Annotated in this window: 17 protein-coding genes; 2 read left to right on the forward strand and 15 right to left on the reverse strand. The window is 64.5% G+C overall.

From position 1 onward, the window contains the following. The 11 genes from QQS38_RS03720 to QQS38_RS03770 all read right to left on the reverse strand — a co-directional run bounded on the left by QQS38_RS03720 (position 1) and on the right by QQS38_RS03770 (position 8986). Positions 1–612, reverse strand: coding sequence for a sigma-E factor negative regulatory protein (locus tag QQS38_RS03720; RefSeq protein WP_479643998.1), 612 nt, complete (start codon positions 610–612; stop codon positions 1–3). 87 nt (positions 613–699) lie between these two features. Further along, positions 700–1299 (reverse strand): RNA polymerase sigma factor RpoE, encoded by a 600-nt coding sequence (gene rpoE / locus QQS38_RS03725; protein ID WP_277430959.1) that lies wholly within the window; start codon positions 1297–1299, stop codon positions 700–702. A 138-nt stretch (positions 1300–1437) separates the two neighbouring features. After that, positions 1438–1890, reverse strand: a complete 453-nt coding sequence (locus QQS38_RS03730) for a protein YgfX (RefSeq protein ID WP_479643999.1) — start codon at positions 1888–1890, stop codon at positions 1438–1440. A gap of 13 nt (positions 1891–1903) precedes the next feature. After that, positions 1904–3142, reverse strand: a complete 1239-nt coding sequence (gene fabF, locus QQS38_RS03735) for a beta-ketoacyl-ACP synthase II (protein ID WP_479644000.1) — start codon at positions 3140–3142, stop codon at positions 1904–1906. Positions 3143–3300: 158 nt separating this feature from the next. Then, a complete protein-coding gene (gene acpP, locus QQS38_RS03740; protein WP_004197638.1) occupies positions 3301–3540 on the reverse strand; it encodes an acyl carrier protein in 240 nt (79 codons plus the stop codon). 143 nt (positions 3541–3683) lie between these two features. After that, positions 3684–4433 carry a 3-oxoacyl-ACP reductase FabG gene (gene fabG, locus QQS38_RS03745; protein ID WP_479644001.1) on the reverse strand — a complete coding sequence of 250 codons (750 nt, stop codon included), beginning with the start codon at positions 4431–4433 and terminating at the stop codon, positions 3684–3686. Positions 4434–4526: 93 nt separating this feature from the next. After that, a complete protein-coding gene (gene fabD / locus QQS38_RS03750; RefSeq protein WP_479644002.1) occupies positions 4527–5465 on the reverse strand; it encodes an ACP S-malonyltransferase in 939 nt (312 codons plus the stop codon). Positions 5466–5553: 88 nt separating this feature from the next. Continuing rightward, a complete protein-coding gene (locus QQS38_RS03755; RefSeq protein ID WP_479644003.1) occupies positions 5554–6543 on the reverse strand; it encodes a beta-ketoacyl-ACP synthase III in 990 nt (329 codons plus the stop codon). Next, entirely contained in the window at positions 6544–7647 is a 1104-nt protein-coding gene (plsX, locus tag QQS38_RS03760; protein ID WP_479644004.1) for a phosphate acyltransferase PlsX, read from the reverse strand. It lies immediately after the preceding gene. 382 nt (positions 7648–8029) lie between these two features. Then, positions 8030–8209, reverse strand: coding sequence for a 50S ribosomal protein L32 (gene rpmF / locus QQS38_RS03765; RefSeq protein WP_277430966.1), 180 nt, complete (start codon positions 8207–8209; stop codon positions 8030–8032). 99 nt (positions 8210–8308) lie between these two features. Beyond that, positions 8309–8986, reverse strand: coding sequence for a DUF177 domain-containing protein (locus QQS38_RS03770; RefSeq protein ID WP_479644005.1), 678 nt, complete (start codon positions 8984–8986; stop codon positions 8309–8311). Positions 8987–9480: 494 nt separating this feature from the next. Between QQS38_RS03770 and QQS38_RS03775 the strand changes: the two genes are divergently transcribed. Then, on the forward strand, positions 9481–10098 hold the full coding sequence (locus QQS38_RS03775) for a Maf-like protein (protein ID WP_479644006.1): 618 nt from the start codon (positions 9481–9483) through the stop codon (positions 10096–10098). Then, a complete protein-coding gene (locus QQS38_RS03780) occupies positions 10095–10817 on the forward strand; it encodes an SAM-dependent methyltransferase (RefSeq protein WP_479644007.1) in 723 nt (240 codons plus the stop codon). The genes QQS38_RS03775 and QQS38_RS03780 overlap by 4 nt, the downstream gene beginning before the upstream one ends. Before the next feature lie 95 nt (positions 10818–10912). Here the strand turns inward: QQS38_RS03780 and QQS38_RS03785 are convergent, their stop codons facing one another. The 4 genes from QQS38_RS03785 to QQS38_RS03800 are packed head-to-tail and all read right to left on the reverse strand — an operon-like array spanning position 10913 to position 14035. After that, entirely contained in the window at positions 10913–11923 is a 1011-nt protein-coding gene (locus QQS38_RS03785) for a S49 family peptidase (protein WP_479644008.1), read from the reverse strand. A gap of 42 nt (positions 11924–11965) precedes the next feature. After that, positions 11966–12367, reverse strand: a complete 402-nt coding sequence (locus QQS38_RS03790) for a Rieske (2Fe-2S) protein (RefSeq protein WP_479644009.1) — start codon at positions 12365–12367, stop codon at positions 11966–11968. Next, the gene (locus tag QQS38_RS03795; RefSeq protein WP_479644010.1) at positions 12364–13023 is read right to left on the reverse strand and encodes an HAD family hydrolase; all 660 of its coding nucleotides are present in this window, start codon (positions 13021–13023) and stop codon (positions 12364–12366) included. The genes QQS38_RS03790 and QQS38_RS03795 overlap by 4 nt, the downstream gene beginning before the upstream one ends. Next, on the reverse strand, positions 13004–14035 hold the full coding sequence (locus QQS38_RS03800) for an RluA family pseudouridine synthase (RefSeq protein ID WP_479644011.1): 1032 nt from the start codon (positions 14033–14035) through the stop codon (positions 13004–13006). Before QQS38_RS03800 ends, QQS38_RS03795 begins: the two co-directional genes overlap by 20 nt. Positions 14036–14583: the final 548 nt, after the last annotated feature.

Genomic DNA, 14583 nt, shown 5'->3' on the forward strand with positions numbered 1-14583 from the left:
TTATTGGCCTTCCGAAGTCTGAACGGCCGCGCGAATCAACGGCATCGAGCCCGGCATCATGGGCTGTTGAGCGAATTGCTGATGGGCTTCGAGGTATTGGTCGAGGCTGGCATCACGGATGATATTGGCCCCTTGCGCCCCGGTATTCTGAGCCAATGCAACGGTATGCACCGCATCGGCTCGCCCGTTCGTGGATGCCGTTTGAACGGTGCCTTGCGATGCGCCGCCGTGCTGCAACTGCGGCAGCACGATCCAACTGAGCGTGGCAGCCGCGGCCGCTACCGCGAGTGCCGGCGCGATGCGCCGTCGCAGCAGGGCGAGCGGCGCGCCGCTGCCCGCGCGAGCCGGAGCGAGGATGTGCGGCTCGGCCTCGAGCCGGGCCGCGAAACCGGACAAAAAGGCGCGGCTCGTTGCCGGATGGACCGCCAAATCATCGGAGCGCAATGCGTCGCCGATCAAGTGGTAGGCCGACCATGTCGAGCGATCCGCATGGTCGAACCCGGCCAGCATTTCGTCGAACGACGCGCAGGCGTCGAGTTTCTCTCCATCGACCAATGCGGACAAACGCTCGCTGCGCGAGCTTGCTTGCGACTCCATCGAGACCGACCCCATGACGCTCCCCATCTTACAAACCCCGTAGTGATACCACTTGACCCGTTCTCATCGCACCCCCGAGCCTTGCGCCGATGGCGGCAGGCGCTACCAGCGCTTGCCTTCCGGCGTATCGAGCAACGGACGCAATTTTGCCGCAATCGCCTCGCGAGCGCGAAAAATTCGCGACCGAACCGTTCCGATGGGGCACCCCATCATTTCCGCGATTTCCTCGTAGCTCAAACCTTCGATCTCGCGCAGCGTAATGGCAACCCTCAGTTCCTCGGGCAACAGCGCCATCGCGGCATTGACCGTCTGCGCGATTTGCTTGCTCATCAACATCGACTCGGGCGTGTTGATATCCCTTAGTTGATCGGCGTCCGAGAAAGTTTCCGCCTCCTCGGCGTTTGCCTCCGTGGAAGTGGGCGCGCGCCGGCTTTGCGTCGCCAGATAGTTCTTCGCCGTGTTGACGGCGATCCGGTACAGCCACGTGTAGAACGCCGATTCGCCGCGAAACTGCGGCAGCGCGCGGTAAGCCTTGATGAACGCGTCTTGCGCGACGTCCTCGACCTCGGCCGGGTCGCGCACGAGTCGCGAGATCAGCCGAATGATCTTGCGGTGGTATTTCGAGACCAGGAGTTCGAACGCGGCTTTATCGCCCTGCTGCACGCGCTCGACCAGAACCTGATCGATTTCTTTTTCGCTCACCTGTTGGGGTCCGTTCACTTGGGAGGGGTGCGTCGCGGACCGCTATTGTAGCGTCCCCATCACACCGTCATGCGCCATGTGTAACCGCGGTTACGGCCGTTACAGATCGGTAGGCGCGCACCACGCGCCGTCGAGCCCTCAATGCGCGGCGTGGCGAGCGCGCACGGCAAGCTCCCGAAAAACGGGCGCGGGCACGGCGTCGGCCGCGACGACCAAGGTCTGTTGCCGGCCATCCACGCCCGCGACGGCCAACACCAGCAACCGTCCCGCCCACTGCGCCGCACCGGCGATACGCCCTTGCAGCAGCGCACGGCCGGTATCGTCGAATGCCGCAACGCCCTCGGACGTCAACTCGATCCACGCCGGCTGCCTGCGTTCGTAACACATGAACGAGACGCCGAGCGCCGCACAGGCCGCGACCGCGAGCCAGACGGCATCGGCCGCCGCAAGGTGCGCAGCCGCGGCGAAATGAACGGCGACCGTGCAAACGAGCGCGAAGGCCAACACGGCCAAGCGTACGGCGAGCGAGCGCCGCAGCGCGATGCGCCACGGCTTGCCCGCTCCCCGATCGCCGCCGGCGGCCTGCGTCAACGAACCGCCCCGCTCAGACGCGCTTGAAGACGAGCGTGCCGTTCGTGCCGCCGAACCCGAACGAGTTCTTCAACGCGACATCGATCTTCATGTCCCGCGCCGTGTTCGCGCAGTAATCGAGATCGCACTCGGGGTCTTGATTGAAGAGATTGATCGTTGGAGGCGACACTTGATGATGGACGGCCAGCACCGTAAACACCGACTCGAGCCCGCCGGAGCCGCCAAGCAAGTGGCCCGTCATCGACTTGGTCGAATTGACGACGACCTTTTTCGCATGCTCCCCGAGCGCGCGCTTGATGCCGGTCGTCTCGGCCAAGTCGCCGAGCGGCGTGGACGTGCCGTGCGCGTTGACATAAGCAACCTCGTCGCCGTTCATGCCCGCGTTGCGCAGTGCCGCGGCCATGCAGCGCCGCGCGCCGTCGCCGTCTTCGAGAGGCGCCGTCATGTGGTACGCATCGGCGCTCATGCCGTAACCGGCAACCTCGGCGTAGATCTTCGCGCCGCGCGCCTTCGCATGCTCGTATTCCTCGAGCACCATGACGCCCGCCCCCTCGCCCAGCACGAAGCCGTCGCGGTCCTTGTCCCAGGGCCGGCTGGCCGTCGCGGGATCGTCGTTGCGCTGAGACAGCGCGCGCGCCGCGGCGAAGCCGCCGATGCCGAGCGGCGAAACGGTGGCCTCGGCGCCGCCGGCCAGCATGAAGTCGGCATCGCCGTATTCGATGAGGCGCGCAGCCTCGCCGATGCAGTGCAGCCCCGTCGTGCAAGCCGTGACGATGGCCAGATTCGGCCCCTTCAAGCCGAACCTCATCGACAGATGGCCCGAGATCATGTTGATGATCGACGCCGGCACGAAGAACGGCGAAATGCGCCGCGGACCGCGGTTGAGCAGTTCCGTTTGCGTCACTTCGATCATCGGCAAACCGCCGATACCCGAACCCACCACGACGCCGGAGCGCTCCGCGTTGGCTTCGGTGATTTCGATGCCGCTGTCCTGCATCGCTTGGATGCCGGCCGCCATGCCGTAATGGATGAACGTATCCATGTGGCGCGCTTCTTTGGCAGGCATGTAGTCTTCGACGTTAAAGCCTTTCACTTCACCGGCGAAGCGCGTCGAGAAGTTCGTTGCATCGAACTTCGTGATGGTCGCGATGCCGGATTTGCCGGCGAGCAAATTGGCCCACCCGTCGGCAACATTATTGCCAACAGGCGACACCAGCCCTAAGCCTGTAACAACAACACGGCGACGGCTCACGGTAACCCCTTTTCCATAAATGACAAAAGCAAAAGCCACAGCGGCCACAGGAAACCGCCCCTGTGAGCCCTGTGGCTAAGAATTCGGCACCAGCATCGGCATCCGACGTGAAAACGCGTCAAACGCGGCCAGCGCAAACACGCTAGGCGCGAAAGGCGTTATGCCTTGACGTTGGCGCGAGCGTAATCGATCGCTTGCTGCACAGTCGTGATCTTTTCCGCTTCCTCGTCCGGAATTTCCATGCCGAACTCGTCTTCCAGCGCCATCACGAGTTCAACCGTGTCGAGCGAGTCCGCACCGAGGTCGTTCACGAACGAAGCTTCGTTCTTGATTTCAGCTTCGGCGACGCCCAGTTGTTCCGCGACGATCTTCTTGACGCGCTGTTCGATGTTGTCCATTACCCCTCCGAGGGAAAAAGTTCAAAATTGCAAGTGCGCGCATTTTATCAGGTTTGCCTGCTCAAAAAGCGCGCTCAACCAAGGTTCAAGCTTCGCGCCGGAAGCGTTCGGCTACCGCCGGCGCGGATGGTAAACGAAATTCGTCAAGACATGTACATTCCGCCGTTCACGTGCAACGTCGTGCCGGTGATGTATCCGGCCTGCGGCGAAGCAAGAAAGGCGACGGCGTGGCCGATGTCCTCGGGGCTGCCCAGACGGCCGAGCGGGATTTGCGTCTTCAGCGCGGCCTGCTGTTCCTCGGGCAGCACCTTCGTCATATCGGTATCGATGAAGCCCGGCGCCACGCAGTTGACCGTGATGTTGCGGCTGCCGATCTCACGGGCGAGCGCACGCGTCATGCCCGCCACGCCGGCCTTGGCGGCCGCGTAGTTGGCCTGCCCGGCATTGCCGGCGGAGCCGACGACCGACGTGATGTTGATGATGCGTCCGCCGCGCGCCTTCATCATCGGGCGCAGCACGGCGCGCGAGAGGCGAAACACGGCCTTCAGGTTCGTATCGATGACGGCGTCCCACTCGTCGTCCTTCATGCGCATCGCAAGCTGATCGCGCGTGATGCCGGCATTGTTGACGAGCACGTTCAGCGCGCCGAATTCTTTGACGAGGGTTTCGATGAGGGCGTCGATCGCTTGTGCGTCGTTGACCTCGAGGACGACCCCGCGCCCGGCCAAGCCCTCGGCCGCCAGCGCTTCGGTGATGCCGGCCGCGCCGGTGTCGCTCGTAGCCGTGCCGATGACCGTCGCGCCTTGGCGCGCGAGCACGAGCGCAATCGCCCGGCCGATGCCGCGCGAGGCGCCCGTCACGAGCGCAACTTGTTTATCGAGAGCTTTTTCCATGATGGTTCGGATGTTCCGCGAGTTTGCGGCGAATTCGGGCGAAATCGCGGTGGTTCTTCGTATCGGCTAATGGCGGGTGCGAAAGCTCGCGCATCAAACGCCGAGAAGCTTCATGGTTTCCTCGAGCGAAGCCGGATCGGTGATGGCCGCCCCGACGAGATTGCCGTCGATGCGCTTGCTCAAACCGGCCAGCACTTTACCGGGGCCGCACTCGATCAAATGGGTGACGCCTTGCTTGGCCATCGCCTGGACGCACTCGACCCAGCGCACGGGCCCGGCGGCCTGGCGCACGAGGGCATCCTTGATGGCCGCAGGCTCCGAGACGATGGCGACGTCGACATTGTTGACGATGGGAATCTGCGGCACTTTGACATCGACGCTCGCCAGATACTCGCGCAGGCGGTCGGAGGCCGGCTGAAGCAGCGAGGAATGAAACGGCGCCGAGACGGGCAGCGGCAGCGCACGCTTGGCGCCCTTCGCTTTGGCCAGTTCGCATGCTTTTTCAACGGCGGCCTTGTGCCCCGCTATCACCACTTGGGCCGGCGCATTGAAGTTGACCGCCTCGACCACGCCGGCGCTTTCGCGCGCCGCTTCCGCGCACACCGCGCGAACCGTATCGTCTTCCAGGCCGAGGATGGCCGCCATTGCGCCCACGCCGACCGGCACGGCCGTTTGCATCGCCTGCGCCCGAAAGCGCACGAGCGGCACGGCGTCACGAAAAGACAGCGCCCCAGCGGCGACGAGCGCCGTATATTCGCCAAGGCTATGACCCGCGACGAGAGCGGGCGCGGCCCCGCCGGCGTCACGCCAAGCGCGGTACATCGCATAGGCGGCCGTCAGCATGACGGGCTGGGTATTCGTAGTGAGATTGAGCTCTTCGGCAGGACCTTCGGCAATCAGCTTGCCGATATCCATCTCGAGCGCGTCCGAGGCTTCCTGCAGCGTTTCGCGCACGACCGCGCGGTCGGCAAACGCATTGAGCATCCCGACCGACTGCGATCCTTGGCCGGGAAAAACGAACGCAAATTTCATATCGTCCCCAAAATGTGAGCATATTGGCGCAAGCGGCGCGCACGGCCCCTCCGGCCGACGGCCGGACGCGGCGCCCGCTCGCTGCCGATCAGTAGCGGATGACCGAGGCGCCCCAGGTGAAGCCGCCGCCGACACCTTCGATGAGCACGTTCTGGCCGCGCTTGATGCGTCCGTCGCGCACGGCGACGTCGAGCGCGAGCGGGATCGAGGCCGCCGACGTGTTGCCGTGTTCGCCGACCGTGACGATCATGCGCTCTTGCGGCACGCCCAGCTTGCGGCAGGTGTGCGACATGATACGGATATTGGCTTGGTGCGGAATCAGCCAATCGATCTGGTCCGCCGACAAATCGGCTTTGTGGAGCGCTTCGACGGCAACCTTCTCCAGGACGTTGACGGCCAACTTGAAGACGGCTTGCCCATCCATATGAAGGAAGGCGCTACCCGCGACGACCCCGCCATTGACATGGCCCGGGGTGCAAAGAATGCTGGCGTAGCTACCGTCCGCGTGGAGCGCGCTCGCGAGCACGCCCGGCTCGTCGGACGCTTGCAGGATCACGGCGCCGGCGCCGTCGCCGAACAACACGCAGGTCGTGCGATCGTTGAAATCGAGGATGCGCGAGAAGGTTTCGGCGCCGACGATGAGCGCCGTGCGATGCTGCCCGGTGCGAATCAAGGCGTCGACGGTTGCGACGGCATAGGCGAAACCCGAGCACACGGCCTGGATGTCGAACGCGGCGCCGCCATTCTTGATTTGCAGTTTGTCCTGCAACAAGCAAGCGGTGCTCGGAAACACGAAATCGGGCGTGGAGGTGGCGACGACGATCAGATCGATGGCCTGCGGATCGATGTTGGCCGCTTCGATGGCGCGCTGCGCCGCGACGAGCGCAAGCTCGCTCGTCGTCACATCCGGGTCGGCGAAATGCCGCGCGTGAATGCCCGTGCGCGCGACGATCCATTCGTCGCTCGTCTCGATGCCGCGTTCGGCGAGCCGATCCGCGAGCGCTTGATTCGTAACGCGGGCGGGCGGCAGATAGCTGCCGGTGCCGAGCACGCGCGAGTAGATAGTCGATTGAGCCATTTATGCTTTCGGAGATACCGCGGCGTAAGGCTCGGCCGGGCGGCCGGCGAGATTCGCGTGACCGGCGCCGCCCGCATCCCGCGCTACTTGCGCGAGCGGGGCCGCATTCTCTTGCATCGCTCGCGCCAGGCGTTCGAGGACGCCATTTTTGACGGCATCATACCCGCGTTTGATGGCCCACTCAAACGCATAGGCATCGGCCGAACCGTGGCTCTTGATCACGAGCCCCCGCAAACCGAGCAACGCCGCGCCGTTGTACTGACGATGATCGACGCGCTTCTTGAAGCGCATCAGCACCGGCATCGCCAACAACGCCATCAGCTTGGTCAGCACGGAGCGACCGAACTCCTCGCGGATGATCTCGGAGAGCATTTGGGCCAAACCTTCCGATGTTTTCAGCGCAACGTTGCCCACGAAGCCGTCGCACACGATCACGTCGACAGTGCCCTTGTAGATATCGTTGCCCTCGACGTTGCCGCGGAAATTGAGCGTGCTCGCGCGCAACAGCTCGCCTGCGCGCTTGATGGTCTCGTTGCCTTTGATGACCTCTTCGCCGATATTCAAGAGACCGATCGTAGGACGATCCTTGCCCTCGAGCGCGGAGACGAGCGCATGCCCCATCTCGGCGAATTGCAGCAAATGCTGCGGCTCGCAATCGACGTTCGCGCCGAGATCGAGCATCATCGTGTAGCCGCGCGAATTGGGCAGCGGCGACGCGATCGCCGGCCGTTCGATACCCGAGAGCGTCTTGAGCACGTAGCGCGATACGGCCATCAGCGCGCCGGTATTGCCCGCCGAAATACACGCCTGCGCCGCCTCGTCCTTCACGAGATTCAGCGCAACGCGCATCGACGAGTCCTTCTTTTTGCGCAATGCGACTTCGACCGGATCGTCCATGGCGACCACCTCGGACGCCGGAACGACCGTCAGCGCTCGCTCATCGAGCGCCTTGCATTTCTTCAGTTGAGCACGAATCGGAGCTTCGAGGCCGACCAGCATCAGCTCGGCGTCGGCATGCGAACGAACGAAGCTGACGGCAGCGGGAACGGTCACGGCCGGGCCGTGGTCGCCTCCCATGCAATCTATCGTGAGCTTTATGGTCATGGACTGCGACGAATTTTCAGGCGCTGTGCATAGAGCCGGAGCCAGCGCTGACCCGCTGGTTCCGATCCGAGCGCACAGCATGGGACCGGAGTAAGCGCGCCGCGGCGCGCCGAATCGGGGGCCGAGGCGCTCGGCCGACTGCGACCGGAGCACCCGTTTGCGCTTGCCATGCCGCGAAGCATGAGGCCTGCGCCAGCCGAAGCACGAACGCTAGCCGCACGCGAAGCGCGGACTCGGAACGAGTCCCCGATGCACGCACTCTGGCCGACGCAAAAAAGCGGCAGTTGAATGCCGCCTTTTCTGTTCGAGCCGGAAGGATGCCCAGCAAGCTGCTTGTCGCGCACAGATCCACCGGGCTCGGCGGCGCCGCGCGCCGATGCACTTAGTCGTTCTTCGTCTTGACGACTTTCTTGCCGCGATAATAGCCGTTCGGGCTGATGTGGTGGCGCATATGAACTTCGCCCGTGCTCGGCTCGACCGCGAGCGGCGTCGTAGCCAGGAAATCGTGCGAGCGGTGCATGCCGCGCTTCGACGGCGACTTCTTGTTTTGTTGGACTGCCATGGTAACTCCTAAAAATTTTCGGGATTCTAACACAGCCCGATCGGCGTAACGCCAGTGGCCAAACGGCCGGCGCGCCGCATCGTGCTACTCATGCAACGATCAATGTTTCTTGCCGCCCTCGCCGTCGCGCTTGAGCGCTTCCAGCACGGCGAACGGATTGGGCTTGCCCGCGGCGGGCTCGTCCGGCTGCGCGCCGCCCGACGACTGCGGTTCGCCCTCGCCCTCTTCCTCGCCTTCGGCCAAATCGACCGCATACTCGCCGGCCGCACCCGAGACGAGACTCTCGTGCACCGCAGGACAGACTTCGTGCTTCGGCACGAGCGGCAACGACAACAGCAGCTCTTCCTCGATCAGCTCGACGAGATCGAATTGGCGCGAACCGACGATCACATCGAGTTCCTCCTCGTCGAGGGGGAATTCCTCGGCTTGCGCTTCTGTCGCCACGATGCGGTACGCCGCCTCGAGATCGAACGGCTGCTCGTAGGGCGCGAGGCAGCGCTGACATTCGAGCCAGGCCGCGCCGTGCAACGCCAACCTCAAATAAGGCTGCGCCGCCTCGGTGCCGTCGTCTTGCAACTCGGGCTGCGTCGAGCCTTCCGCCTGCCACGTAAATAACGTGTCGCGATCTGGCGCGGCCGCCGGGACTTCGTTTAACATGCGCGGCAGTTGCGAAAGACGTACGGCACCGGCCGCCTGGCGGCCACTGCGCGCGAATTCGAACACGTCGAACGCATGCGGATCGATCAGCCCGCTCGCCTTGCCGGAATGTTGGGACATATTGACTCCTCGCTCCGCTCGAGCAGCCGTGTGCAGACGGGCCGTCTCGCCGGCAGCGTTTGCTTTGGCCCACGATGGTCGGCCCGCTGCGTTTGGGTTCGTCCCGGCCCGTTTTCCGGCCCGCTTGTTGGTTCGCCGCGCGTTCGCTCGCTTGGTCGCCTATTCGCTAATTCCGACGTTCGCATCGCGCCTCAGCTTCGATCGCCTGAGCGCGCCAGGCGTAGATCGGGCACATGCTTGAGAACGTGGAATGCCGTAGAACGTGTAAGCACCGCCACTGCACCGGCGCTCGATTCGCCCTCGATTCGCCCTCGAACCAGTCGCGCCCAGCAACGAGTTCGAGCCGCACCACCGCGCACCACTGAACAACCGCACCACGAAAAGCCCGATACTGTATTCGATTTACCGTTATCAGTCAATCACTTAAATGATCCGATGCGAACCGCCACGCTCGACCCGCGGTTCGTCCTTGCCCTAAATCCCCTCGTCCGACCATGCTCGATTCCAGCACCCAGCCATGCCGGCTGATTCTCGCCTCCAGTTCGCCCTACCGCCGTTCGCTGCTCGAGCGGTTGCGCATTCCGTTCGACGTCTGCGTGCCGGACGTGGACGAAACGCCGCACCCCGGCGAAACGCCCGCCGACACGGCGCTTCGGCTCGCGCAAGCAAAGGCGCACGCGGTCGCCGCACGCGAGGCGGCCGAACCCGTGCTCGTCATCGGTTCCGATCAGGTAGCGACTTTCGACGGCCTGCAGATCGGCAAGCCCGGGACCCACGAAAAAGCGTTGCAGCAACTGCGCGCCATGCGCAACCGCATCGTCGAATTCCATAGCGCGCTGTGCCTGTTCGACAGCGCGCGAGGCCTCGCGCAAACGGAGGATGTGGTCACACGCGTGCGCTTTCGCGATCTGCCCGATGCGGAGCTGGACGCCTATTTGCGCGCCGAGACGCCTTACGACGTGGCGGGCAGCGCCAAATCCGAGGGCTTGGGCATCGCGCTTTTGGACGCGATCGAATCGGACGATCCAACCGCCCTCGTCGGCCTGCCGCTGATCGCGCTCACGCGCATGCTCCGGGCGGCCGGCTATCCGCTGCTAAGAGGTGCGCGATGAGCGGCGTGCTCTATTTGATTCCGAACGCGCTGGGCGAAGGCGACACCGCGGCGCTCGCGACCGTGCTACCCGCCAGCGTCATGGCCCGCGCCGCTTCGCTCGGTTATTTCATCGGCGAAAATGCGAAAAGCACGCGCGCGTTTCTCAAACGCGTCGGCCTCGCTCGGCCAATTCAAGAGATCGACATTCGCGAACTGAACGTCAACACGCCGCCCGCCGAAATCAAGGCGCTGCTCGCACCGATCTTGGACGGCGCCGACGGCGGGCTCGTCTCCGAGGCCGGCTGCCCCGCCGTGGCGGATCCGGGCGCGCTGCTCGTGCGCCGCGCGCACGAGCACGGGGTCAAGGTGGTACCCCTCGTGGGGCCGAGTTCGATTCTGCTGGCCCTGATGGCTTCGGGGCTCGACGGCCAACGGTTCGCGTTTCACGGCTATCTGCCCGTCGACTCGGCCGAACGGACGAAGACCCTGCGCGAGCTCGAGCAACGCTCGCGCAAAGGACGGGAAACTCAGATCTTCATCGAGACGCCGTACCGCAACCGCACTTTGCTCGAGGCGCTCGTCGCGACCTGTGCGCCCTCGACGCTGCTCACGGTGGCCGTCGATCTGACGTTGGAATCGGAGCGAATCGCCACCCGCACCGCCAGCGATTGGAAGAAACATGCCGGGGCGTTCGACATGCACAAACGGCCGGCAATCTTTTTGATACTGGCGAACTGAGGCCCCGCGGCGTCGCGCCCGGCGCCCATTGCTTTCGGTGACGCAACGCCGACACCGCGCCGGAGCCTAGCCGCGACGGTGCGCAGGCGCTCGCGTCAATGCACGGTCACCCCGCCAAGCGCGAGCGCGTGGACGGCGCCTGCGCCGACTGCCGCGCCGAACTTGCGCGCGATGCGATCGGAAATGCCCTCCTTCTCCGTATAGTCGACGATGTCGGGCGCCTTGATCACCTCGCGCGCCACGTAGCCGGTATCGCCGAAACCGTCGGCAAGACCGAGTTGAACACTCTTCGCACCCGTCCAGAACAGGCCCGAGAAGAGGTCCGGCGTCTCGTGCAACCGCTTGCCGCGCCCCTGCCGGACCGCGTCGATGAATTGCTGGTGGATTTCGTCGAGCATCGCCTGCGCATGCGCGTCCATGGCCGGCGTCTCGGGCGAGAACGGATCGAAGAAGCCCTTGTTCGCGCCGGAGGTATGCAACCGCCGCTGGACGCCGAGCTTGTCCATGAGACCCGTGAAGCCGAAGCCGTCCATCAGCACGCCGATCGAACCCACGATGCTCGCACGGTCGACGTAGATCTTGTCGGCCGCCGCCGCGACGTAATAGCCGCCCGACGCGCACATGTCGCCGACCACGACGTACAACGGCTTGGCCGGGTATTTCGCGCGCAGCCGGCGAATTTCGGCATTGATGATGCCCGCCTGCACGGGCGAGCCGCCCGGGCTGTTGATATAGAGCACCACACCGGCGGAATCGGAATCGGCGAATGCGCGCCGCAGCGAGCGATCGATGTCTTTGGCGTTCGCATTCGTATTGGCCGCGATTTCGCCTTCGAGGGAAACGAGGGCAGTGTGCCGCCCCGCGGCCACGACCTTCTCGTGCGACACGCTGAACAGACTGGCGACGATCAACAACACGACGGCGAGAAACGCAAATCGAAAGAAGATCTTCCAGCGGCGCGCCGCCCTTTGCTCGGTAATGGCGGCAAGCGCAATGCGCTCCAACGCCGCGCGCTCCCAATGCGGCTCCTGCATCGTCGCGCCCGCGGCGGGCTGCGGCTGCGGTTCGAAAGGTTGCTGCGGTTCGGGCGTGTGCTGATCGGCCATGGGCTCTCGGTCGTCGTTGTTATCGGAAAAATTTGGGCAAACTCACTCGGCGCTCGGCACCGCCGGGTGTAAATCGTCATCGGGCAGCCAAAACACCGCGCGCCCCTCGGGCGTGTCGCGCTCTTGCACCTGCACCGGCCGCAAGCGTGCACCGCGGCAGGGGCCTCCGACGCAACGACCGCTCTCGGGGGCATAAATCGCGCCATGGGTGGCGCACATCAAGTATAAGCCGGACGAATCGAAGAACTGCCCCTCGACCCAGTCGAGCTCCATCGGCACATGCGCGCACCGGTTCAGATAACCGTGCACCTGCCCATCGTAGCGGATGAAGAAAACGACGGCGTCGCCATTCAGGTAGCGCGCCGCCCGGCGCACGCCTGGGCCGCCGTCGACGAGTTCGTCGGCGGCACACACGCGCACGGCCTGCCGCTCGGCGCCGCTCATGCGTGTTCCCGCAGCCAATCGGCCAACGCGGCGACATCGTCGGCGATGAAACGCGGTTCGAGCTTCGCCAGCGCATCGGCCGGGTGTGCGCCGTAAGTGACCGCAATCCCCGCCGCCCCGGCATTGCTCGCCATGGTCAGATCGTGAGTGGTGTCGCCGATCATGACCGTGCGCATCAAGTCCTGTCCCAGCTCACGCGTGAGTTCTTGAAGCATCGCCGGATGGGGCTTCGAGAAAGTTTCGTCGGCGCACCGTGTGCCGTCGAACACGCTCGTGAGCCGCGCCTCGGCCAGCGCGCGATTCAGCCCGACGCGGCTCTTGCCCGTCGCGACCGCCAACAGGTAGCCGAGCGAACTCAGCTCGCCCAACAGCTCGCGCACGCCGGCGAACAATTCCGTATGCGCATCCTTGACTAGATAGTGGTAGCGATAGCGCTCGGCCAGGCGCGGATAATCGGTCGGGTCGAGCGAGGGAGCGGCAATCTGCAGCGCATCGCGCAGACCGAGACCGATCACGAAGCGCGCGGCTTCATCGGCCGGGACGGGCAGCCCCAGATCGCGGCAAGCTGCTTGGATGCTGCGGGCGATGTGCGCCGTCGAATCCATCAGCGTGCCGTCCCAATCGAAGACGATGAGGTCAAATTGCTGTCGGGGCATCGGGTTGCGCCTCGTTGCGCAAGTCGGTGAGTTGGTCGAGGAAGCGCCGGCACTCGTCCGGCAGGGGCGCGCTCAATTCCAGCGCTTCGCCGGTGATCGGATGCGTCAGGCGCAAGCGATGGGCGTGCAAGAACATCCGTTTGAACGATGGCCGCGCGCCCGCGCGCGCGAGCGCCTTGTTCAGCGCGAAATCGCCGTATTTCGCATCGCCCACGATCGGCAAGCCCAGGTGCGCCAAATGGACGCGGATCTGGTGTGTGCGCCCCGTTTTGAGCTCGGCCTCGAGCAGCGCATAGCCAGGCCAGCGCTCCAGGAGGTTGAACACCGTGTGCGATGGCAGGCCGTCGGCCTGCACGCGCACGCGCCGCTCCCCTTCCGGCGTCAGGTATTTGTAAAGCGGCTCCTTGACGGCGCGCCGCCGCCCCCAGTCGCTCGGCCATTGCCCGTGGGCGCAGGCGTAGTAGCGCTTGTCCATCCGGCTTTCGCGAATCTGCTCGTGCAAGCCGACGAGCGCCGCGCGCTTCTTGGCGAGCAGCAAGACGCCCGACGTTTCGCGGTCGAGCCGATGCACGAGCTCGAGAAACTTGCCGAGCGGACGGGCCTCGCGCATTTGCTCGATCACGCCGAACGCGATGCCGCTGCCGCCGTGAACGGCGACGCCAGCCGGCTTGTTGATCGCGAGCATGTGCTCGTCTTCGAAGATGACCTCGAATTGCGCCGGCGGCGCGGCCATCGCCATGCGGGCCTCGGGTGCGTCCGATTGCGCGACGCGCACGGGCGGCACGCGTACGATGTCGCCCGTCACCAGCCGATATTTCGCATCGACGCGGCGCTTGTTGACGCGCACCTCGCCGCTGCGCAGGATTCGATAGATGTGGCTTTTCGGCACGCCTTTGCAGACGCGCAGCAAGAAATTGTCGATACGCTGGCCGGCGACCCCGTCGTCCACCTGTATCATCGAGACCTGGTCGGGTGCGACCGATTTCTGGGATATTTTGCCTAACTCATTCATTCTGAATATAATTTGCCCCAGCTGTCCGTGCGCGCCGCGCTTTTTTTCGCGGCCCATCGCCCGGATTGCCCAGGGTGAAGCAAGAACCTGTTATTTTACTTGCTTGGCGTACCCAAGGGCTGGTTGCTCGCCCTAATTTAAGTAGCAACGAGTTGCACGCACGGCATTCATTGCGGCAGGGACGTCGCCCACAGGCGCGTTCGGTCCGGTCCATGCCGACGGTAACGGAATTTTGGTAAAAAAGAATTCATCAGGTGAGCCTCGGTGGTATCGCGCGATGTCGAGCGAAACCGGGCTCCCGATTGCGAAACCTACGGCGAGCGCCTCATGCATTCCGCGTAAAGCGGAACTTTCGGCGACGTCAAACATTGGCGAGACACGCCGCGCGGCGGTCGAGCATGCATCGGGCTTCGCGCCGCCACACGCGGCGCGGCTTCCGCGGTCCCGCACCGGCATCGAACGATGCGCCGGGGGCGGCGCGGCCACCCGAGCGCTCGGTGCGCGCCCTGTGCAACGCCGTTATTTGAAGCCGTGTTCGCATGCGCCCA

The sequence above is a fragment of the Trinickia sp. Z7 genome, from assembly GCF_056498045.1.